We start from the raw sequence: 21,214 nt of genomic DNA, 5'->3' as shown, positions 1-21,214 counted from the left end.
CTGTCGATCACGAAATATGGCGCCAGGTAACGCGCAAGGGTTTATCCATCCAACTGTGCTTGATCATGCCGATGCTCCAGGGCAGGCGATCGAGCAGTAAATCGAAACTGCGCTCCTGCACTTGCAGGCGCCAGTAGTCTTCGTCCAGCAGCAGCCAGCCCTGGCGCTGCAAAAAGGTTTCGCGCAGGCCGGCAATGGAGGTGGAACCCAAAACCTTCCAGTGCTGGATCATGCTGGTGAGCATCTGCTCGATGGTGTTGCGCTCCTGTTCGGTAATCTCGATCCCGGCGCTCAGGGGCAGGCTGGTGCTGATACCGCACAGCACCTTGTTGAGCGTCAGTTCGTACTCGGGGGCGCGGGTTTGCCCATCCACCATAAATTGCAGCAGGTGCGCAGCGCGGTCAGCGGCCATGGGGTGCACAAAGCGCCCTTCGGCGGTGAGGTTGAGCATGGAGAACAGGCGCGGCAGAAATGGCGCCGCCAGCACCTGGCCGACGTTGTGAAGCGGCAGGGCATCTTTCCAGGGGGTATCGTCACTGACTGCCGGGGTGTTGCTGTTGTCATTGAGTGAAAACGCCGGGTTGATCGGGCTGCGCGGGTTGGCCCGGGGATGGCGCCTTGCCGGGTCAGTGTCCCGGTTGGTGGCGTCCGGGTCCGCTGCGTCGGCGGCAGTTGCGGTTGTGGAGGCACCGGAATCCGGTGAGCGGGCGGCGCTATCCGCCTGGGCGGCCAGGCGCTGTTTGACCAGGCGCAGCAGCCGGCGCGGGTCCGGCAGGGCGGCGGCATCGGCCAGCAGCTCCAGTACCTGGAGTTGCGCGGGTGCCAGCCCCTCTGCAGCGGCGGCATCCTGGCGATAGGGTGGCCCGTCGCTGAACAGTTGTGCCAAGACCCAGTTCCACTGGGCCTGTTTGAGGGCGCCTGTCTGGCTGTTCAGCCCCAGTAATACCAGGGATTCCATCACCGGGCGCAGCCAGTGTTCCAGCCGGGTATAGGCATCGCCGCCCAGGTGGCTGGCAATCCGGTGCAGCAGATAGCCGGGTAGGGTATCCACCAGCCACTGGCGATGCGCGCGCGCGGCCAGCAGTTGGCGCCACTCGCGCGTGAGCGTATCCCCGGGCTGGTTGAGCAACTGGTGGATATGGGCTTGCAGGCTTTGGGCGGCGCCGGCTATGGCGGTGTTGGCAAAAAGGTCAGTCAGTGAAAGCGATGGCGGACGCACGGGGCTCGGGGTTCCATGGGTAGCGGCAGACGACGCCGAAAAAGCGGGTGCAGGCGGTGATAAGGGGATTGTCGGCGCCGGCTTAGGGGCTGTTGGTTCGGAGGCTGCGCTGGCATCCGCTGCGCTAAATGCCGCCGATGAAGGTACAGCAGACGCCGGTGCAACCGCTGGGGTTGACGCGCCGGAAGGCGTGTTTGCCATCGGGGCAACATCTGCTGCCGATGGCGTTCCTGCAAGCGGTTGCCGGCGTGATGTCGGTATGCCGGTAGCCATGCCGGGTGTCGCGGGTGACGCCACGGAGGATGTATCTGCCGCTGATAGCGGAGCGGTGGGTTTATGGCTGGCTAGCTGATCTTCGGCGTCCAGAGGTGCGGTTGGACTGGGCTGTCGAGGTGTTGCTCCCGGCGGGTTGTTGGGCGTTGTGCCCTCTTTCACTTTGGCTGGCGCCCCTGTCACTTGGGCCGGTGCGGGATTGTCCCCGGTGTTATCCGCCGGTGTTGGCAACGGGCTATCAAATGCGGTGGTAGATGCCGGGGCAGTACTCCTGGCGGGATGGCTGGCCTGCAAGCGGGCTGAGGCTTGCAGTTCCTCCAGGTCGATCAGGCTTTCATCCAGTAGCTGCTGTAGCAGTTGGCGATAGTAGGCCAGCTGCTGCGCCGGTGGCGGCTCATGCTGGTTGACTGCCTCGCCAAACTCGCGCCGGTATTCCGCGGCGAACAGCGGGCTAAGCTGGATATAGCTGTGCACCAATCGCTCCAGCAGGCGCGCATCGTCGGGGAGTGTCTCCCAGCGCACATGGCCGGCCTTCAGGCGCATGCACAGGTCAAACAGCGCCAGCGGGCTGATATTGTCGCGCTGCATATCCCCGCCTTCCCCCTGGCTTTCCCCGGAGAGCCCGCCGCTAATAGCTTCGCTATCCGCAACTTGTGGTGTTGATACAGGTATTGGCGGTGGCGACACAGGGGCTGTGCTTGTCTCGGGGTGAGCCAGCGCCTGCCAGTCGGCTGCTAGGGCTTGGGCGTCCAGGTGATAGAGCCGGGCCAGTTGATGGCTGAGGGCAGCGATCAGCGATGCGGCATTCTGTGTGCTTGCCGGGGCCGGCACAGCAGGTACTTGGTGATGGGTGTTGGCCTGCATCGGGTGCGGCGTGTGATCAGGGCCAGGTTCTCCGCTGGTGGTGAAGCGCGACGGGGCTGATGTGTCCGCGGCCTGTTGCCCGGTGGATACACCGGTATCCGGCGCCGCGTCAGCGGGTGCCGATCTGGCCGCAGTTGTGTCCTGTGCGCTATTGCCAGGCGTGAACGGTTCCTGGCGCTGTGTCGATGGTGCCAGCAGTAACCCTATCGCCAGGGCCCAGAGTTGGCGCTGTATCTCGGCAACATCGGGTATGGGCGCCCTATTTTCCTGTTCGCGCTTTTCCTGCCCTCCGGATTGTGGCTCCCCGTGTTCTTGATCTGCCCCTTCCGGTTGTGAGCCCCCTTGTTTGAGGTGCTCCCGGTCAGTCCTCTCTTGATGAGCGCTCTCCTGATGAGTGCTCGCCTTCTGATGGTTATTCCCCAGGGCCGCAAAGGGGTTATCGCCCCGCAGTTGGTCTGGCCGCGCGATGTGCTGCTGGAGGCGGATGATCACGCCGGCCAGGTCCGGTGCCAGTACGTGCAGGGCGTCTTCCAGCCAAGGCAGGGGCATGGTGAGTGCCAGTCGCTGGCGCAATTCCGGCGATGGCAGGTAGTGGCGCAGCAATTGTTGCAGCTGCGGGCTTTGCTGCGGATAGGCCCTGGCCCAGAGTTGTTGTAGCTGGGTGCTGTCGCCCCTGATCAGCGCTACCGCCAGTGGGTCCAGCCCTGTGGTGTTGATCGCCGATGACGGCTCGGACGGCGGATTGTCCGGGGCTGGCGTCGGAGGATATTCGAGTCCTGCAGCAATGGCCGGGGTTACTGGCGCCTCGGCTGAGTCCGGCGGGAATTCGCTGGCAGATAGTACAGGTGATGGGGGCGCTGCCGGCAGGGGTTGGTCAGCGCGCTCCCTGAGCGCACCGGTGACGGCGGCCTGCTGTGCTGGCGAGGTTGTGGCCAGTGCCTGGGCTGGGTCGGTTGGCGATAGTGCCGGGACTTCGCCAGAGCGCTCCCGCCCGGTTGCCGCTGGGGGTGTCAGCCCATGGCGAGGCGGGTTTGCAGGCGTTGGCAATTGCCCTGCTGCCTCCGGTGACCCTTGTCCGGAGAGCGTTTGTTCCGGAGGCACCTGCTCCTGCGGCGCCTGCTCCGGGGATACCGGGCGGCTGGCCTGCAACAGGATATGCCAGCGCTTGGCGAGCAGGTCTGGCTCCAGGTGGTAGAGCTGGGCATAGGCCTGGCTGAGTTGTTGTAGCAGTTGCGGCGGCGGCAAGGGGTTGTCGTTGCTGTCTGTAGCGATGCGTGCTGCGGTGGTACCTTCCGGCAGGGAGACCATGGCTTCGCTGCCCGTGGCGGTGATCTCCGCCTGTCCCGGTTGCGCCTGTGGGTTCTTGTCTGCCGCCGTTGCGCTATTGGCTAGGGATGATAGCGAGGCGTATTCCGTGCTTGCCTGCGCCGCCCCGAGGGGGTTGATGTCGGGGGCGGCGCTGGCTGTTGCCCGTCGGTTTTCAACTGCGCCTGGTCCTGTGGCGGGAGCTGCTTCCAGCAGGAGCCCGATAGCCAGTGCCCAGAACTGGCGCTGTGTATTCTCTGCCAGCAGTGGGTGAGTTGCCGTTTGGCCTGCCGTGGTTTCTGCGTCCCCTGCCTCTGTCCTGTCCTCTTCTCCTTCCAGGGCCTGGGCTGTACCTGTGGTGTGAACCTCGCTGTCGCGCATTCCGGCATCGGATGCGCCAGGGTTATCGGCCAGGTCGCTATTCGCGGATACCGCGCGCCGGGCAACTGCACTGTCCAGGGCGCTTGCGGCAGGCGCCGGCTCAAGGCCCGGGCCAGCGCTTGCGGAATAGGCAAGCGCGGCCATCAAGGGCAGCAGGTCGTTGGCCAGGGTCGGTTCGATCAGTGCCAGCGCCTGCTCCAACCAAACCAGGGGCATGGCCAGGGCCAGTTGCTGGCGCAATTCCGGCGATGGCAAATAGTGGCGCAGCAGTTGGCGCAAGCGATCCGGTTGGCGGCTATAGGCCGCGGCCCAGTCCTGCACGAGCCGGGTGTAGTCGCCGCGCACCAGGGCCAGCGCCAGTGGATTCAGTGCATCGGGAGAGGCGACCGCCTGTGCTGCTAGGGACTCGCCCGGTGCGCCGGTATCCGTCTGCCGGGCGTGGGCTTCCGCCGGGAGCGCGGCGGTATCCAGGGTACCTGGCCCAGGTTGGCCCGGTGCCTGGCGCAAGGCAGGTGTTTCAACAACCCGGCCCGGTTGTGCACCTGCCCCGGTTACCCCTGGCGTGTCGCTGGGGAGTGTTGGCTGTGCGCCCCGATGGATATTGGCCGGTGTGGATTCCCTGGCTCCCGCGCCAGGTACATCTCCCCTGGCCGTGGCCAGAGGCGTGGTACGGGCGGTTGTACGGGCATGTTCCAGCAGTCTGTGCCAGCGCTGCTCAAGCGCGCCATCCGGCTGTTGGTGGAGGCTCGCCTGGGTTTGGCTGAGTTGGCGAACCAGGGCCGGGATGGTGGCTGGTGTTGCAGGAAGGGTCGGGGTAGCGCCGTATTCTGGATCTACAGCATCTACAGGGGCCATGGCTGGTGCGTATGCCTGGGTGGATATTGGCAGTTCCCGGTCGCCTGATGCACTGGCGTCTTGCCCCGCCGATACCCCGGCCATGGCGTCAGCGCCTGTTGGCAAGGCGTCCGGTGACACAGCCTGTGTGGCTGGGGTGCCGCTGGCGGTGCGTGTCTCCGGGTGCGCGCCTTCTGTTCCCGGAGATGCAGGTGTGACCCGCGCTGCCTGTTGTTGTACGGGGGATGCCCCCTGTTGCCTGTCTTCGCCCGCCACAGGTGCCTGCGCGAGTACCAATCCCACGGCCAGGGCCCAGAGCTGGCGCTGGCGACTTTCCTGCGGTATGTCTTGTTGGTCAGTGCTTGGCGCCCCTGCTTGTCCGGCACCGGTTTGATCCACTACCAATTGCGGCAAGTGGGCGACCAATGATCCGGCGGCCGGCGCCAGCAGGAGCAGCATATCGGCGAGCAGTGGCAGCGGCAGTGTCAGCGCCAGCCGCTGGCGCAGTTCGGCGCTGGGTAAATAGTGTTGCAACAGGCTGCGTAACAGGTTTGGGGATTGCGGGCGGTACTGCTGCCAGAGGGCCTGCAAGGGTGCGGGGTTCGCATCCAGCAGTGCTGTGGCCAGGGTGTGTTGCACAGGGGGGGTAGCTGCTGATTTTGCCGCCAATTGTGCCGATTGTGCTGGCTCTTGTGGTGATATCGGGGCGATATCGGCGGGTGAAGGTGTGGCGTGGGTTGTGCCCGATGTCGCCTCCGGCAGCGCTTGGGCTGCACCTGTATCGCGTGCGGCCAGTGCCTGTGCTAATGCGGGCGCCAGGTTCGGCAATCGCTGCAACTCATCGGGAAACGAATCGCTGGGTAAGTGGCCATCCAGTCGCTGTTCGTCCGGTAACCCCTCACCCAGTAGCCGAGGCAGCCCCAGGGGGCTTTGGGCTGCCAGCGGGGTTATCACCCTGTCGATCCAGAGGGATTGAGGGGTATCCGGTGCTTGTATGGCCAGACCCAGCACATCACTCCAGCCCTGGTGTGGCTGCCATTGGGGAGCCAGTGCCGGTTGCTGGCGGTGCAGCTGCTGGGCCTGGTGGAGCAGGGCCAGCGCCGGGCCTGCCGCCGGGGCCAGTTGCTGGATCAATGCCTGCCAGTGTGCGGGGGTGAATTGCGCCAACAGCCGCGCTAACAGCTGTGACTGGCTGGGCAATTGGCGCAAGGCTTGCCCCAGGGCAAGGGTGCTGTCCCTGTCGCCAAGCACTAATTCCAGCAGCTGGTGGTGCGGCGGCTTACCTGTGCCGGGGTGATGGCTGGCGGTAGCGGGTGCCCCTCGGTTTCCCGGTGCGGGCAACTGGCCGCTGGCCAGGTAGTGAACCAGCCAGTGCAGGGCGGCTTCACGCCGTTGGCGCTCCGGGGATGATGTTTGGGGTGGGGGAAGGTTGCTGTCCGTAGCCGTTGTTTCGCCGCCAATGGCAGCAACTTCGCCGTTGATAGCCTGGTTTTTGGGGTTATGAATGATGTTGGTGCCGCTGCTGCCAGCCTGGTTGTCCAGCACCCAGGCCAGGTCGGCCCTGGGCGGGGTGGCATCCTGGGTATCGGTGGCGTCTTGGGTAAAGTCTGTCCAGGGCTTGCTGTCGTTAAAGGCCGGTGATAAGGGCAGCAGGCGCGGCTTGATCAGGGCGGCGAACTGCTCCAGCAACTGCTGCTGGATATGGGCGCGATAGTCGCTGGCAGGCACCGGGCCAAAATCAAAGCTGAGGGTATCGAAGCGCAGCAGTTGCGGCTCAGGCGAGTAATGGTCGAACAGGCGGTTGAGGGCGGGCAGCAATTCATCGCTCAGCCAATGCACCAGTTCGGTCTCCTCGCGCTGCGCGAATGAGCGGCTGCTGAAGCCCAGGTCGAGCACCAGTTCATCGATGCTGTGTTGTGGCCGGCCCCAGGGTTTCATATCCACACCGCGTCGGAAGGCGTCTGGCGTTCCAGCCAGCGGCGCAGGTTATTGGCGGCGCGGTCGAGCGCGGTGGCATCGCCGCCCTGGGTACACCAGGCCTGTAGCTGTTCGCGCCAGGTGAGGTAAACCGTTTCGAAGTGGCGCAGCGCATCCAGGTCCACCCAGTAAATCTGCGGCAACAGGTGCGCCGGGCACTGGTTGGCAATGGTTTTTTCGGCAAACTGGCGAAAGGCCGGGTTGCTAAAGCGCGCGCTCCAGCGCGGGAAAACCAGGCTCAGGCGGTTTGGGTAGAAATCATCGGCAAGTGGCGCCTGTGGCTGGCGCGGGCGCAGCAGCAGGTGTTCCACCAGGTAAAAACCTTCGCCCTGGAGGTTGACCTGGGTGATGATTTTCTTGAAGCGATGCACATAGTCCACGGCCTCTTCCCGTTTCTGGCAGCGCCTGAGCATCAATCCGCGCGGCTTGTTGGGCGGGCAGAAGTAAATGGTCACTGCCCCTTCCCCATCCTGGCTCAGCCGGTAGGTATCCAGGTTGGTGCCCTCGCGCAGCATGATGGGGGTGAGGCTGAGCGGTTTGCTGTTGCGCACCTGCCAGGCGTTGAGTCGCTCCTGTTGGCGTGCGCTGAGCTGGGGTACGGCGTACAGGGGTGGGGCGGTGTCGTCCAGCTCGATGAATTCCCCCTGTGCCAGCAGGCGCTGGCTCTCGATCACCTGTACCTGGTAGCGCTCGAAACAGCTGGAGAGCGGCTGTTCCGGCGCCAGGTTTTCGATACCCAGGAGTATGCCCAGGCGAGTGTAGAGGCCGCCGGGGTCGTCGCCCCAGGGCGACTGGCGCAGGTCGGCGCCACCGCCGCGGCTGCTGCTGATGGCAATCAGGTGGGTGAGGAAGCGCAGCTTGTTGCTGATGACCCAATAGCCCGCTTGCTCGTTGTAGTAGTAATTGAAGTGCAGCAGGGCTTCCTGGGAGAAGATTTCGCCATAGAGCGCCAGCAGGGTATCCAGCGCGCGGCTTTTGCGCTCCAGGGCCGGGTCGTGGCTGGCTTGTATCTGGCGCACTTGTGCTTCAATACACGCAGGATCGCGGTAGATGGCTTCCAGGTTGGGCACTTTCAGGTTGTCCAGCCACTGGCAGAAATAGCTGGCATCGCTACCGCCGGCGCGGTGGAACAGGCGGTGCAATTGCTGGACCTGTTCCAGCAAATTGGCCATCAGCTGCTCCATGGGGTAGAGATAGGCCTTGAGCTGCTGTGCCTGCTGGCGCCGTTCCAGCCCGGCGCTGGGTGGCACCCCGGCGCTGTTGATGCCATAGACATGGGGGAACTGGTGCTGGATCGAGTAGTAGTCCAGCGCCAGGCGCGGCAATCCCTGGGGCGGCTTGTAGATATTGCTGGCATTGGCCTTGTTGCTGCGGAAGGCGCGGTATTCAAATTCCAGTTTTTGCAGGGCGCGGCGGGTATCGGCCATCAGCCGTTCGCTCCAGGCGGCGCGCCCCTGCACTACCCCGGCCGGGTCGTCGGTTTTACCGGGGTTAAAGTCAATCTTGAGCCATTTTTGCTGTTCCAGGGTGTCGGGGAATTGCAGGAAGTAGCAGTGTTCGTCCTGGCCCGGTTGTACCGGTTTGCCATCGCCGTCTACCAATTCCAGGTGATAGACCTTTTTCACACCCTCAATCCGGCTGATCAGCGCGTTGAGTTCGTCCAGCGGGCGGCTGTTCTGTTCCGGTGCCAGCCCCTCGCTGTGGATATAGCCGTGGCGGGTCAGCGGCCCGGTAAAGATCTGCGTCAGGTCGCTTTCTGTGGCCGCCAGGGTTTCATAGCGCTGGATATGCACATGGGAAGAAAGCCGCCGCGCGGCCTGGAAAAACACATCGGCATAGATAGCCGCCAGGGGCCGCTTGCCCGTGGTTTCGATAGTGCCCTGCAGGTAGCAGGGGCGGCCCTCTTCCAGCTGGATACTGTTGATGTCCTCACCCAGGTTGCGCTGCGCCAGGTAGAGCTGTTTTACCTGGGCCAGTATCCCCGCCTTGTCGTCGGCAGCGAGCGGCTGGCCGATCAGCGGCTCTACCAGTTTCAGGCGAATGTCGTAGAGCCCGTTATCGCTGCTGATGGTAATGGCGTCTATGTCGGCGATCTGGTCGAGCAGGGTTTTGGCGTAATCCTCGGGGGTGACCGCGCGGCTGGGCAAGATGTCCTGGGGCTTGTAGAGGAAGTAATCCTCTACCGGGATCAGCCCGCGTTCGTCTGCCAGCTGGTCGGCGACCGGGATACGCATCTGGTACACCAGTTCGGTCAGGCCGTAGCACAGCTGTTCGAGGATGGTGACACCCGGATCGTGGAGGTTGTAGTCGCTCCAGATATTGCCCGCCAGGTCTTGTAGCGCGGCGATGCCCGTTTCGCGCAGGCTGGCAAAGTCCAGGCCTTCGCCGTCGTCCTGGCGCCGGGTGATCGCATGGGCGGTGACCGGCGCAGCGGCCGCGCCACCGGTACCCGGGGAAGCTTCCAGGCGCTCAGGGTTATTCATGGGGTGTGCACCCTGTCAAGCCCGGCCTGCTGGGCCTGTAGCTGCTGGTGCAGCAGGGCCACCAGGCTGCACACCCGGTTGTAGGGCAAATCGCCCAGGGCGCGCACGCACAGGCTTAACTCGGGCGGCTCCAGTACAAACCGCGAGGGCGACTCGGGATCGGCATCGGGCTGGTAGAACGGCTGGGCCTGGTGGTTAAGCTTGCCGATCAGCTCAAACACCTCCTTGAACGGCTTTTCCACCAGCGCTTCCAATACCAGGCTGCTCTGCGCCAGGGTCAGGTAGATATGCAGCGGTTCGCGCGCGCGGGCAGTGGGTGTGGTTTGCATCCTGGTGTCCTCCTAGAGCGGTGGCTGGTTGCTGTCCAGCATCAGCGGGTCAAACCAGAGGCGGGTCAGGTGGTACTTGACCCAGATGTCCTTGCCGTAGGGACACTGCACGCGCATTTGCAATTTAAAGTGGAACTGGCCCAGCTCCGGCACCGATTGCCAGCGCAGGTCGATGCGATTGCACTTGTTGCCAAACCAGGCTTCGTGGGGGGTGATGCTGTTTTTACCGTTAAAGGTATTGAGTGCAAAGGCGTGCAACAGGGCATATTTGCCGTCGGCATCGGCACCGCCCACCCCGGCGACAATTTCAAAGGCTTCGCAGCCGGTCAGGGCGCTGGTGATATCGTGCCACTGGCCATCGGCGGCGACCGGCAATTCGCCAAACTGGCCGCGCCGGCCGTTGCTGGCCAGGGTGCCGCCCACATCCAGGGTGGCCTGCGGGTCTTCCTGGTTGATACCCACGGCAATGCGCGCACCGCTGTCGCCGTCGCTGGCGTGCAGGCTGAGTACGCGCGGGCTGGCCGGGGTGCCCAGGTGGAGCTTGTTGTCGCTGCTGCCCAGCTCAAGGAACCACTGCGGGCTGTCCACCGCGATATTGCGGTAGAAACTGAGCAGGCGCCCGTTGCCGGTCTGCGACATCCTCAGCCCGTCGTTGGCACTGCGATCAAAGCCTTCCTCCAGGATATTCACCATGGAGTCGATCAGGTTGGCGAAGTCCTGTTCGGCCGGCAGGCGGCCTTTTTTGAACTTGTTTTTGAGTGCGGAGCGGTCGAGCTTTTCCATAGGCTTACCTATTCGGAAATGATGAACGTACTGCCCACCGCCATTTCATTCAGGCCGGTGACCTGCGGCGCGATAGCGGTGGGTTGGTCGAGTAACTGTAAAAAGTGCTGGTTGATCGGCACCGCCGTGGTCCAGGGATAACCCGGCTTGAGCGTCTGCCGCCCCGGTACGGCACTGGCGGCGGTATCCTCCAGTTGGAACAGGCCATCGCGGCGGCTGGCGATGCGCAGCAGCGAAAAATCGGTCACATAGGCGATGTAGTCGCGGTGGTGGATAAAGGATTTGATCTCCTGCTCGCCCAGGCTCCAGCCAAAGTGGACACTATTGCCCAGCTCCGCCTGCCAGGGCGACAGGTAATCGCACAGCTCGCGGTTGAGGCGGTTCTGGAATTCGCCGGGGTGGCAGCCTTTTTTAAACGCCAGGGCACAGCGCACCTGGATTTCCTCGTAGCAGGGGTTCTCTACGCTGATCCTGACCTGGGCCGGGGCCAGGGGCGCGATAAAGTCGTAAATCGCCTGGATAAGGTGGCCGTCGAAATGGGGTTGGTAGACCCGCTCCCCGCTGGCATCGGTGCGCAGTGGCGGAATGGGAATAATCAGCACCTGCCCCGGCTGCACCCAGGGTTCGCGGTGGCGGTTGATATTGGCGAAGCATTTGACCTTGTGCACCTGGGGGAAACGCTCAAGGATCAGCATTTCGTAATCCGTGGGGCTGAGCGCGCGCTGCTTGTGGCGCAGGCGCTCGCTCAGGCGCCGGCGCAGCTCAGCATCGCTCTCCTGCGCCAGGCCGCCAAAGGAGGGGCGCAATTGGGTCACACCGGTGACCCCCGGCAGCGATTGGCGCGTGCGCTTGATGGTTTCGGCGGCCAGTTGGCGCGGTACCGGGCCGGGCGGGTGTTCGCCGCGCTGCCAGGTGGCTCTGACCGCCTGGGTGTAGATCGAATAGATTTCGCTGAAATAGGGCAAGGCGCGGTTGGCGCTGAGCCGCAACCAGTAGCAGTCGCCGGGCATGATGCTGTTGTTGGCAGTCATGCGCGGCGGCATCTCCAGGCTGAGGATACCGGTGGTCATAAAACCCTGGGTGCTGTCGCTTTTGAGGTGGCGCGGGTTAAGCGGGCGCCACTGGTTATCGCTCAGGTAAGACCAGGACAGCAGCGCCGCCGGCGAGCGGTGGGCAGGTATAGGTTCCCCCTCGTTAGCGACATAGGCCTGCGGCGGGATCGGCAGTGAATTGTCGCGCAAATGGAACAGCAGGCTCAGGGTTTGCGGTGCACTGGCGCTGATACCGATATAGAGGTTGCCGGCATCCTCGTACTGCGGCAGCAGGTAGGTGCGCGGGTGGCGCAGGGGCGATACCCGCTCCCAGCCGAGCGGATGCAGGTGGAAGAACTGGTCGCGCTGCCGGGTATCCGTCTCGCGCCCGGCGTCGGCCAGGGTGATGATCGCCTGGGCGCTGTAATTGAGGCGGATGGCGTTGATCTCCGGGGTATAGGGCGCGTTGGGCAGGGGGCGCACCAGGCGCGGCAGCTTGACCCTGGCATTGTGGGTCAGGGTGTCGGCCAGCAACTGCGGATATTCGCGGTGGCCAAAGGCGCCCTGGGGCCCCTGCAGGGTGAGCTTGAACAGGCCGCTGCGGGTGCTGGCGGAATAACTCAGGGGCTTTTGGCGCTGCTGGCTGTCCTGGGGCTGGTGGTAGGCAATCACACTATCGAGTGACAGCCGCTGGCGCACCTGCAATTGGGGGCTGCCATTCTTCAATTGGGTGCTGAACAGCGGAATACTGGCGCCGCGCCTTTCCGCCGGGTCCGGCTGCCAGCGACTGTTGGCCAGGGCGCTGGCCCCCACCACAAACTGGTCGTTATCGCGCCCCTGGGCATAGCCCTGGTACCAGCGCTTGAAGCCATCCTGTACCGCCGGCAATCCGGCCCATTCAATATCCAGGCTTAAATGGGTGAGCTGTTTGGCGCGTATCTCGTCGTTGCCGACAATCAGGTAAGAACCGACATCGGGCATGGGGCCAAAGGGCGTAAAAGGCGAGAGCGCCGATAACTGGCCGATGTTGTTGAACAGCAGCAACTGGTGGCAGCCCTTCACCTGCACCTGGATGCGCGCCTCGCGCAGCACCAGTTGGCGCAGCACATCATAGGGGTATTGCAGGTAGTTTTCGCGCAGGGTGACGCGGATGACCGGCAGCGCCGTTGTGAGTGCATCGCCATGCACCTCGGCCTGGTAGGCGGTAATGGGCGGGCAGGTATCGGGCAGCTCGAAATCCAGGCGCAGGGCATTGTTGCGTATATTGGCGTCCGTGGCCCGGTAGGCGGGTTTGTATTCATCGATCACGAACCAGCCTTCCGCGGTGGTCAGGCTCAGTTCAAAGAATTTGCCGAAATAGGCGAAGAACTTGGATTTGTCGTCAGCAATGGTGTCCTTGATATTGGGCAGCAGGCGCAGGATGTTTTTCAGCTTGGTCCAATGCTGGCGCTCTATGGCGTCAAACACCAGTTCCAGGCTCAACTGGCGCTTGCCTTCATTCAACAGCAGCACCTGGCTGGCCAGGGCAAAGCCCAGGCGCGCGGAGCTGGCGCCGTCGCTGCTGCGACCATCGCCGCCCTGCCAGGGCACGCCATTATTCTGGCCGTTGCGCGGTGCCCCGAGCAGGGGTTGGGGCGCAAACTGGTCGCGCACTGCCCGCTCGGCACCGGGCTGGGCGCTGACAGGATTGAGCCAGCAGCCATCGGCGAGGGTCATGCGGTTGCTTTCACCCACTGTCAGGCGCGGGAAGTAAAGGCTGAACAGGCGTTTGACCTGGGTGTCATTCACTTCCAGCGCGCTGTCGGCGGCGTAGATGATCTCCTGGCTCTGCTTATCCAGCCCGGCGACAAACTCGGTGCCGGCGGCCAGGGGCAGCTGGCGTCCCTGCAGGTTGTTATTGAGGATCAGGTAAACACTGTCGGCCTGGGGCGGGCGCGGGCGCGCTTGCAGAATATCGCGGTAGTAAAAGTCCACCAGGTCCATGGTGAAACGGTTGAGCCGCTGTTGCAGCCGCTGGTACAGCTGCACAAAGGCCACACGCAGGGCCAGGGCCGGGTCGTGGTTTTTGCTGCGCAGCGACAGCGGCATCTGCTCGCGTGCGCAGGATTGGATCATATCCAGCGCCTTGAGCAGTGCGGCGTAAAAGGCGCGGCTATCCCAATCTTCGCTGTCGCGCATACCCTGGGCACCCAGGCGCCGGGTGCGCTGTGCGACGAATTGGTTGAGGCGTACTCCCAGGGAGGCATGGTGCAGGCCGGGGCTGTCGGCGCTGTAGATCTGGTCGCGCGCCAGGCCTTCGCACAGGCTGTCGATCAGCCCGTGCAACTGCTCTCCCGCTTCGCTCTGGGGGTAGCGCAGCTGGCTGTGCCAGTGGTCGATCAGGGCCACCAGGCCGGCAATCGAGGCCGGATTGCGGCGCTCGTTGAAAACCCAGTCGTTATCGCCCAGGGACTGTTGCAGGCGCTGGTGGAATTGCTGCTCCAGTTGCGTTGGGTTGCAGGCGAGGATCTGCGCCATCACCAGGATTTCGTCGTTGGCGAAGAGCGGTTCTTCCAGGGCAACGCCGGGCAGCAGCACCAGTTGGCCATAACCGTGCAACTGGGTTAGCAGCTCCTCGAAGCGCTGTTCATCGACATTGAAATAGCCGGGCGCCAGCGCCGGCAGAAAGCGGCGCTGCTGGCTCATGCCGTCGCGGACATGGAGCGAAGCGGTGGCGGGTTCGGGCAACTGGCTCATCGAACCCCCGGTTGGCGCAAAACATCCGGCATATCAACCCGCTAGCGCGCTCCCTTCGTGGATGTAGAAGGGATACACCAGGTTGTAGCGGTTATTGGTTGCTCGCACCCGGTAGTAGATATCGATCAACAGGCGCCCCTGCATATAGTCGCTGTCGTCGATCTCGATGCGCTCAAGGATGATGCGCGGCTCAAAAAACAAGACGGCCTGCTCGATCAGGTCGCGGATGGTGGCGTAGCTGCTTTCGTTGAGGCTGTCGAACACATGGGCCTTGAGCCCGCAGCCATAGTTGGGTTGCATCACCCGCTCACCCGGCCGGGTAGACAGCAGGATCAGCAGGCTCTCGTGGATGTCCGCCTCGGCGCCCACGGTCACCAGTCCCTTGCTGGTAAAGCGGGGCGGGAAACTCCAGCCGGTGCCGAGAAAACTCTTGTCACTCATCGCCCTGCCCCTAGCCGCCGATCATGACGGTAGGCAGGCCCAGCACGATATTGCCGCCGTGGGCGGTGGTATCGCCCATGCGCGCCGCCGGTTTGCCGCCGATCATCACCGTAGCTGAGCCTTTGACGATGCTGTCCGGCGGGCCCACGCACACGCACATATCGCCGACGGTCGCCGCGGGCAATTTGCCGATCAGCACCGTGGGTACACAGGGGCCGCTGACCGGCCCGCCCACATGGGGCACGACACCGGTGACCATGGGGCAGGCGTGCATATCGGTGATTCGGGCGGCGGGTGGCATGGCAAATTCCTGTCAGTTGATCATGACCATGGCACCCTTGATGGTGGTGGTGCCACTGGCGGAGACCTCGGCGGTGGCGCTGCCCTTGGCGGTAAAGCCCACGTTCGCGGTCTGGGTGATATTGAGTCCGGTGAGCTTCACGTCAGCCTGGGCGGTACCTTCGATGTTGCCGGTAGCGTTGAGCACTATCTTGCCCTTGGCGGTGAGGGTGATGTCCTTGGGGGTGTCGAGGGTGATGCCGCTGGAATTCAGCTCCACCTTGTTGCTGTTCTGGTCCTGCAGGAGGATGGATTTGCCATCGTCGCTGATGACGATCGTGTTATTGCCCGGCGTGACCAGGGTGATGATCTTCTTGTCGTCGTCGAACTCCAGCTTCATCTTGCTGCGTGTCACCAGCGCCTTGGTATTGTTGTCGGCAGTCAGCTCATAGGCCGGTTTGTTCTTGCTGCTGTAAAGGCTGCCGAGGATCACCGGATGGGAGGGGTCGTCGTTGAAAAAACCGAGGATCACCTCATCGCCGATTTCGGGGATAAAAAAAGCGCCGAAGCTGTTGGAGGCATAAAACTGTGCCAGGCGCGCCCAGAAACCGTCGGTCTCGGCGCTCATCTCGGGAATGGACACCTGCACCTTGTACTGGCTCTCGGGGTCGGCATCCAGCTTCATCACCACCCCGACATGCAGCCCCCGGATGCCGGCCGTCAGCCCGGCGGCGGGTGGCGACTCCAACTGGTTGGCCTCGCTGAACCACTGGGGTGCCATGCCGAAATCCACCCGGGTAATCCAGTTGCCATCGGCGACCGAATGCTCCACCCCACTGATAAACACCGTGCCATTGAAGCGCGCGCCCACGCCTGCAAGCTCCAGCAGTGCCGCCGGTTTGGCCAGGGCGCTACCCTGGAAACTCACATGGCCGCGGATACGCGCCAGCCCGGATTTAAGCTGCTGGGCCTTGGCCCAGGTGGAGAGGAAATCGCTTTCGAGCGGTACGCCCGACTGCAGGCGAAAAGCCGATAAGCCAATCACCTCAGCCAGGGTGGCGGAAGTGATATCGCCCTGGCTGGGCAGGGTAACCGGCGTCGATTGGTTATTCTGGACTTGCAGGCTGGCCAGGTCCCAGGCGTAGGTTTCCACGGTGGAGTATTGGTGGCGCGCATCCATATCGGCGTGGAATTCGACCATATCCACACCATAGGTCACGGTGAGCACCGCGCTGCCGCTGGCCTCGGGCGCTTTCACGCTCACCTTGCCTGCATCCAGGCTCACCAGCAGGCCATTGGCCTCGGCGCGCGCCAGCATAAAATCCCAATCGCTGGTGTAAAACTGCACCAGCTCCTTATGGCTGGTGGTGGTGGCGGTAACATCCGCCGCACTCAGGCCGCTGTAATTGCCGATCAGCTTGCTGATGATGTCGCTGTCGAGCATATCGATGTAGTTGGCGTTCTTGCGCCCCACGGTCATGGCAATCGCCTTGTCCTTGCACTCGATCACCAGGCGCGCGGCGTTGTTGCTGCTGATTTTGATCGAGTGTTTGATCACCACCCCGGTAAACACATCGCTCAGTACCTGGGCATAACCCAACTGGATTTTGACTTCGGCACCGGGCTTGAAGGTGGCGGCATCGCTGAGCGGGAAATCGGCGTTGGGCATATCGCCGTCTTCCAGCACCAGGATGGCGGTATTGATACGATTGACGTTCAGCTGTATGTCGAGCGATATGAGGTTAACGCTATCCTCGATCTGGGTGCCGTCGCAGCTGATGGCCCAGCTGAGGACGCCGGTGGAATTGGCCAGTGGAGAATCAGCCATGGCACTACACCAGCGGCGGGAAGCGCAATACCTGCCCCGGCTGCAAAGCGCGGAACTGGCGCAAACCGTTAAAGCGCGCCACAGCCAGGTAGTAGGAACTGTCCTTGTAGATTCGCTGGCACAGCAGCGGCAGGGTATCGCCTGCGCGCACTTCTACCAGGTGGGTCAGGTCGGGGGATTGCAGGTCGGCGGCGCGGAAGATTTCCTGGTTGGTTTTAAAGGAAGTGAACTTGAGATCGAGCTTGGCGCGCAGTGGCTCGCCGCTGGGTTTGAACAGGGTGTACTCAACCCTGAGCGATTCGAGGCGGCCATTGAACAACAGCGGGCCCCAGGAAACCTGCACGATAGGCGCCTGGTGCTGGTCACCACTAAAGGTGTAGGCCACCTTGCGCAACAGGGCTATCTGCGCGCGCACGGTTGCGGTGGCACCATCCACCACGCCGGTGCCGTCCAGTACCAGCTGTTTGAATTCGAGTTTTTCCGGTTCGGTGCGGGTGTACTTTTTTTCCTGGCCCGAGGCGCCCGAGGTTTTGGTTTCGGTATAGACAATGGCACTGCTATGGCTGTAACCCGCCGGGTTAATCATGGCTTCAAAGGGGGTATCACCGGAAACAGTGACCTGGTCACCGCTGACGGTACAGGGCGAAATTTTCAGTTTGGTTTTGATACCGGTGGCCAGGTTCATGGTTAACGCATTCCTTTATCGCGCAGCATCTCGGCCATCAGCCGGCGACACTCCGCCAATAATTCATCTTTTAACGCTTCAGGGTTAGTGTGCAGTTCCTTTTGCCGTTGCTCATCCTGTTCGTCCACCAGGGTCGATTTGATCAGCAGTTGTTTGATTTCAATGGCCATGCTGGATCGGCGTCGTTAGCTTAACGGCACCGCCTCTAAATAATCCGGTTGGAGTAGGTGTAACTCAGTACAATTTTTTCAATCGCCACTTCGTTCTTGGTCGCACTAAAACTCTCGACTTCCCATTTCACCGGAAATGCATTGGCAAAGGTCCAGGCGCGAATGGGAATGGCGTTCTCGTTCATCAGGTAAACGCTCACCAGCTGCGGCATGATGGGGGCAATAAAATCCAGCTCCATCACCGAGCGACACCACACAACCAGCGGTGATGTCATGGGCGCTATACCGCGTTTCAATTCCAGGTTGTTGTGCTTTACCCCGGTAGGCAGTTTGTGCACAAAACGGTTTTCGCCACCTTCGGTCACGTCTTCGGTTCCCAACTCAACCCCAATACCCGATACCTCCTGGAAGGAGGTATCGGTCAGGCCCAGGGTCGTGCCAAAAATGACCGAGAAGTAAAACGCTGCAGGAGGATAATCTCCTCCTGCAAGTCCGCTGAGACTAAACGACATAATCGCAAACTACTCCTGGGGCTTAACCATTGGCAATGGTCAGGCCCTCGTGGACGATCTCAATGCTTTCAATAGCCACTTCGTTGCCCTCGGCTTTCAAATCGGTCGAGGTAATTTTGGTGGGCCAGGCATTGGCCAGTGTCCACACCATGGTGGGTGCACTGGTTTCGTCGAGCAGGCTGATGGTGACAGGTACACGCTTGATGGTGTTCATCTTGATCTGGTTCAGCCAATCCCAGAATTTGTTATCGCCTTTAAACACGCCCTTCTTCATGGTGACATTGCCGAACTTCATCATGCCCGGCATTTTCACTACGGAAAATTGCTTGCTGTCACCCGCGCGGTATTTGATTTCCTCGGATTGAATATCCAGGCCGCTGACCTCCTGGAAGGACATCACATTGGAATCCCATTTCACTTCAAAGTGAAACTTGGGAAGTGGCCAAATATTCGCGGATTGTGTGGAGCCGTCTTCTGCCATGATTATCTCTACCTTAATTAATCAATGGTTTAAAAATGGAGCGAAGTCCTTGCAATTGTTCAAGGGGTACAACGACCTCGCGTTAATTTATCAATACCGGTTCAGCATCAGGATTTTTGCATCTGCTGCTGGAAGGTAATCTCGATAAACTCGGCCGGACGGCTCAGCGCAACCAGCACAGTAACGCGCAGGACCCCTTCGAGAATATCTTCGGCAGTCATGGTTTCACCCAGGCCCACATGTACGCTGAACGCATCATCCGGGCTGGCACCGGCCAGGCCACCGCGCTTCCACACGCTGGTGAGGAAGTTGCCGATCATGCTCTTGATCGTCACCCAGGTATTGGCCACGTTAGGTTCAAACACATAGGCCTTGGTTGCCAGTTTGACTGACTCTTCGAGCATGATCATGGTGCGGCGCACATTGATATAACGCCAATCCAGGCTGTTGCCATCGAGGGTGCGCGCGCCCCACACCAGGGTGCCTTCTCCAATAAAGGTGCGAATCGCATTAATGGATTTACCGGCGGTGTTAACGTTCAGGTCTTCCTGCTCTTCGTGGGTGATATTCACGGCGGGTGAAGACACGGAGTTCAGGCTCACGTTGGCCGGTGCTTTCCACACGCCACGGGTATTGTCGACCATGGTGTAGATACCGGCCATGGCAGCGCTGGGTGGCAACAGGTTCAGTTTATGCTGGATGCCTGCCAGGATTTTGCTGTACAGCGGGCAAACGGCATTGAGGGTTTTGTGCAGCACATCATTTTCAGCGGGGCTCTTGCTGGCGATATCGGCCAACTTGTCAATTTCCGCCACTATGCTTTCCTGTTTCTTCAGCGAAGGCACAGTTTCGCGCACTTCCAGCGTCAGCAGGGCGGCGAAATCACCCAGGCTGTCGGCGTGAACATTGCGGAAGGACACTTCCGGCAGCGACACAATCGAGGTATTCACCCAGGGGTAATAAACCGCACCAAATGCCGGGAAGTTGGTGGCCATTTTATTGCGGAAATTATCGATACACTCGTTATCGCGGTTATCCTGGAAACCGTTGTAGATATCGAGGATCGCAAAACGGTTTTTCATGTCGTAACCGCAGTGATTGAACATCGCCTGCTGCAACTTGTAGCAATCCGCTTCAGACAGGGATACCGCTTCGGGAATCACCACCATGGTGGGTTCCTGTTCTTTCTTGAGGGTCTGGACGCCCGCACTCAATTCGCCTTCGGCGATTTCCTGCGCGTAATTACCGACAGAAACCACGTAACAGGCACCGCCACCGTTTTGGAAAAACAGCATCATGCTGCGGTACAGGAGATAGTACTGGCCTTCCAGGGAGAGGAAGAATTTGCTGTCCTTGCCGAGTGAAAAATCTTCATCATTGGTGCTGAAGGGATCGGGATTTTCATCCTGGCTGGCAATACCGGTTACGGCTTTGCGTGCGGCATTGATTGCGTCGACAATGGCTTTTTCATCATCGGTTGCGGCAGGGCTGGCAACCGCATCGGCGACTGTGGGTGCAGCGCCCTTGCGCGCAATTTTAAAGGTGGCCGGCGGTGGACCCCCAAAGTAGCTGATAAATTCAGCCATGGAGGAAATGCGCCAGGGTTTGTTGAGCAGGCTCTTGCCTTTATTATCGGCAAATTCTGTGTAACCCACAAATGCCGGTACGGCAGTGGCTACCTCAACGACGGAGTTGGGAAAGGCATCTTTTTCGAGAATGTAGACGCCGGGGGTTTTATACGCGCCAGCCATATCGTTTCCTTTAAGTGCTATTGATTGACATAAATTTCTGCAACAAGAATTTGTTGCCCCGCGAGATTCCTGCTCTTAGCTATCCATCCGAGTCCTGCGTTAGGTAAACGCTTGATCAGTACCCTGCCTGGGGAGGTTTTTTCCTTGAGTTGAAATCGTTGCTTTGGTACATCGCTCATCACAATGGATTGTTGCGATAAAAAAGCCTTGCCACTGTCGGGCACCGCTTCATCACACAGATCAAATACCACAGGCGATGGTGAATACAAATCGTGGATTTCAGTATCCAGATTCGCAAGTTCACCAAAAAAATAATATTTCCAGTGGAACGCACGCGCATGTAACTGCAATTGAACCGCAGGCGCTGCAAGCAGGGATTCCCGCTGCTGCACATCAAATATCCCAAGTGCCTGATGTTCAATGGCAACTTCAAAACCGATTACCGGTTTTTTTAATACACCAGGTCCTGCTGGTGTGGGGCCCTCGTTTCCGGACCGGTATTCTCGCGCTGTGATTTCTTGCAATGCAAGGCCGCTGTTATCGCCTGTAATATTTTCAATCCGATAGCAACGCATTCCATCCAGTGTTTGAATCTCTTCGGTATAAAGCGCGAAATAGCTATCCCCGGCGTAGGCTTCAATGTGCAAGCGCAAGGTTTCATCAGGTTCAAAGCCCCAGTCCGCATCGGCCAGGATGTCAAAACCGCTGCGCGTGGGTTTTAACAACAGGCGATAACTATTCAACATTTTTTTCGTTGCGGCGGTTGCCTGGAACTCCAGGTTGCGACAAATGCCATCGCTGAAAAAATCGTGTTGGATATTCACGCGTACCAGCACAACATACTGGGCCATC

At 61.0% G+C, this 21,214-nt stretch carries 14 protein-coding genes; all 14 read right to left on the bottom strand.

Translation table 11 applies throughout. From position 1 onward, the window contains the following. Window positions 1-7: 7 nt before the first annotated feature. Entirely contained in the window at window positions 8-6,814 is a 6,807-nt protein-coding gene (locus tag CJA_RS17755; protein WP_041551790.1) for a contractile injection system tape measure protein, read from the bottom strand. Beyond that, the gene (locus tag CJA_RS17750) at window positions 6,811-9,336 is read right to left on the bottom strand and encodes a hypothetical protein (protein ID WP_012489255.1); all 2,526 of its coding nucleotides are present in this window, start codon (window positions 9,334-9,336) and stop codon (window positions 6,811-6,813) included. The genes CJA_RS17755 and CJA_RS17750 overlap by 4 nt, the downstream gene beginning before the upstream one ends. After that, on the bottom strand, window positions 9,333-9,665 hold the full coding sequence (locus CJA_RS17745) for a hypothetical protein (protein WP_012489254.1): 333 nt from the start codon (window positions 9,663-9,665) through the stop codon (window positions 9,333-9,335). Before CJA_RS17745 ends, CJA_RS17750 begins: the two co-directional genes overlap by 4 nt. A gap of 12 nt (window positions 9,666-9,677) precedes the next feature. Next, the gene (locus tag CJA_RS17740) at window positions 9,678-10,448 is read right to left on the bottom strand and encodes a type 2 periplasmic-binding domain-containing protein (RefSeq protein ID WP_012489253.1); all 771 of its coding nucleotides are present in this window, start codon (window positions 10,446-10,448) and stop codon (window positions 9,678-9,680) included. An 8-nt stretch (window positions 10,449-10,456) separates the two neighbouring features. Beyond that, a complete protein-coding gene (locus tag CJA_RS17735; RefSeq protein ID WP_012489252.1) occupies window positions 10,457-14,215 on the bottom strand; it encodes a baseplate J/gp47 family protein in 3,759 nt (1,252 codons plus the stop codon). 33 nt (window positions 14,216-14,248) lie between these two features. Next, the gene (locus CJA_RS17730) at window positions 14,249-14,656 is read right to left on the bottom strand and encodes a GPW/gp25 family protein (protein WP_012489251.1); all 408 of its coding nucleotides are present in this window, start codon (window positions 14,654-14,656) and stop codon (window positions 14,249-14,251) included. A gap of 10 nt (window positions 14,657-14,666) precedes the next feature. After that, window positions 14,667-14,957 (bottom strand): PAAR domain-containing protein, encoded by a 291-nt coding sequence (locus CJA_RS17725; RefSeq protein WP_012489250.1) that lies wholly within the window; start codon window positions 14,955-14,957, stop codon window positions 14,667-14,669. Between the two features lie 12 nt (window positions 14,958-14,969). Further along, the gene (vgrG, locus tag CJA_RS17720; protein ID WP_012489249.1) at window positions 14,970-16,763 is read right to left on the bottom strand and encodes a type VI secretion system tip protein VgrG; all 1,794 of its coding nucleotides are present in this window, start codon (window positions 16,761-16,763) and stop codon (window positions 14,970-14,972) included. A 4-nt stretch (window positions 16,764-16,767) separates the two neighbouring features. Then, window positions 16,768-17,448 carry a CIS tube protein gene (locus CJA_RS17715; RefSeq protein ID WP_012489248.1) on the bottom strand — a complete coding sequence of 227 codons (681 nt, stop codon included), beginning with the start codon at window positions 17,446-17,448 and terminating at the stop codon, window positions 16,768-16,770. 2 nt (window positions 17,449-17,450) lie between these two features. Beyond that, entirely contained in the window at window positions 17,451-17,618 is a 168-nt protein-coding gene (locus CJA_RS19500; RefSeq protein ID WP_012489247.1) for a DUF5908 family protein, read from the bottom strand. A gap of 35 nt (window positions 17,619-17,653) precedes the next feature. Beyond that, window positions 17,654-18,130: a phage tail protein gene (locus CJA_RS17710; RefSeq protein ID WP_012489246.1), complete on the bottom strand. Its 477-nt coding sequence runs from the start codon at window positions 18,128-18,130 to the stop codon at window positions 17,654-17,656. 22 nt (window positions 18,131-18,152) lie between these two features. Continuing rightward, a complete protein-coding gene (locus CJA_RS17705) occupies window positions 18,153-18,611 on the bottom strand; it encodes a phage tail protein (RefSeq protein ID WP_012489245.1) in 459 nt (152 codons plus the stop codon). Between the two features lie 107 nt (window positions 18,612-18,718). After that, on the bottom strand, window positions 18,719-20,362 hold the full coding sequence (locus tag CJA_RS17700; RefSeq protein WP_012489244.1) for a phage tail sheath family protein: 1,644 nt from the start codon (window positions 20,360-20,362) through the stop codon (window positions 18,719-18,721). 17 nt (window positions 20,363-20,379) lie between these two features. Continuing rightward, window positions 20,380-21,213 (bottom strand): hypothetical protein, encoded by an 834-nt coding sequence (locus tag CJA_RS17695; protein WP_012489243.1) that lies wholly within the window; start codon window positions 21,211-21,213, stop codon window positions 20,380-20,382. Window position 21,214: the final 1 nt, after the last annotated feature.

Origin of the sequence: Cellvibrio japonicus Ueda107 (assembly GCF_000019225.1) — a bacterium.
Taxonomy (GTDB): Bacteria; Pseudomonadota; Gammaproteobacteria; order Pseudomonadales; family Cellvibrionaceae; genus Cellvibrio; species Cellvibrio japonicus.
Note: the sequence above shows the minus strand (reverse complement) of the source record. Positions and strands in the feature narration are given on the sequence as shown.

Excerpts from the sequence above, each read along its gene's own strand:
- CJA_RS17700 (WP_012489244.1), bottom strand. The coding sequence starts at position 20,362 with ATGGCTGGCGCGTATAAAACCCCCGGCGTCTACATTCTCGAAAAAGAT.
- CJA_RS17735 (WP_012489252.1), bottom strand. The coding sequence starts at position 14,215 with ATGAGCCAGTTGCCCGAACCCGCCACCGCTTCGCTCCATGTCCGCGAC.
- CJA_RS17740 (WP_012489253.1), bottom strand. The coding sequence starts at position 10,448 with ATGGAAAAGCTCGACCGCTCCGCACTCAAAAACAAGTTCAAAAAAGGC.
- CJA_RS17745 (WP_012489254.1), bottom strand. The coding sequence starts at position 9,665 with ATGCAAACCACACCCACTGCCCGCGCGCGCGAACCGCTGCATATCTAC.
- CJA_RS17695 (WP_012489243.1), bottom strand. The coding sequence starts at position 21,213 with ATGGCCCAGTATGTTGTGCTGGTACGCGTGAATATCCAACACGATTTT.
- CJA_RS17715 (WP_012489248.1), bottom strand. The coding sequence starts at position 17,448 with ATGAACCTGGCCACCGGTATCAAAACCAAACTGAAAATTTCGCCCTGT.
- CJA_RS17725 (WP_012489250.1), bottom strand. The coding sequence starts at position 14,957 with ATGCCACCCGCCGCCCGAATCACCGATATGCACGCCTGCCCCATGGTC.
- vgrG (WP_012489249.1), bottom strand. The coding sequence starts at position 16,763 with ATGGCTGATTCTCCACTGGCCAATTCCACCGGCGTCCTCAGCTGGGCC.
- CJA_RS17710 (WP_012489246.1), bottom strand. The coding sequence starts at position 18,130 with ATGTCGTTTAGTCTCAGCGGACTTGCAGGAGGAGATTATCCTCCTGCA.
- CJA_RS17730 (WP_012489251.1), bottom strand. The coding sequence starts at position 14,656 with ATGAGTGACAAGAGTTTTCTCGGCACCGGCTGGAGTTTCCCGCCCCGC.
- CJA_RS17705 (WP_012489245.1), bottom strand. The coding sequence starts at position 18,611 with ATGGCAGAAGACGGCTCCACACAATCCGCGAATATTTGGCCACTTCCC.
- CJA_RS19500 (WP_012489247.1), bottom strand. The coding sequence starts at position 17,618 with ATGGCCATTGAAATCAAACAACTGCTGATCAAATCGACCCTGGTGGAC.
- CJA_RS17750 (WP_012489255.1), bottom strand. The coding sequence starts at position 9,336 with ATGAATAACCCTGAGCGCCTGGAAGCTTCCCCGGGTACCGGTGGCGCG.
- CJA_RS17755 (WP_041551790.1), bottom strand. The coding sequence starts at position 6,814 with ATGAAACCCTGGGGCCGGCCACAACACAGCATCGATGAACTGGTGCTC.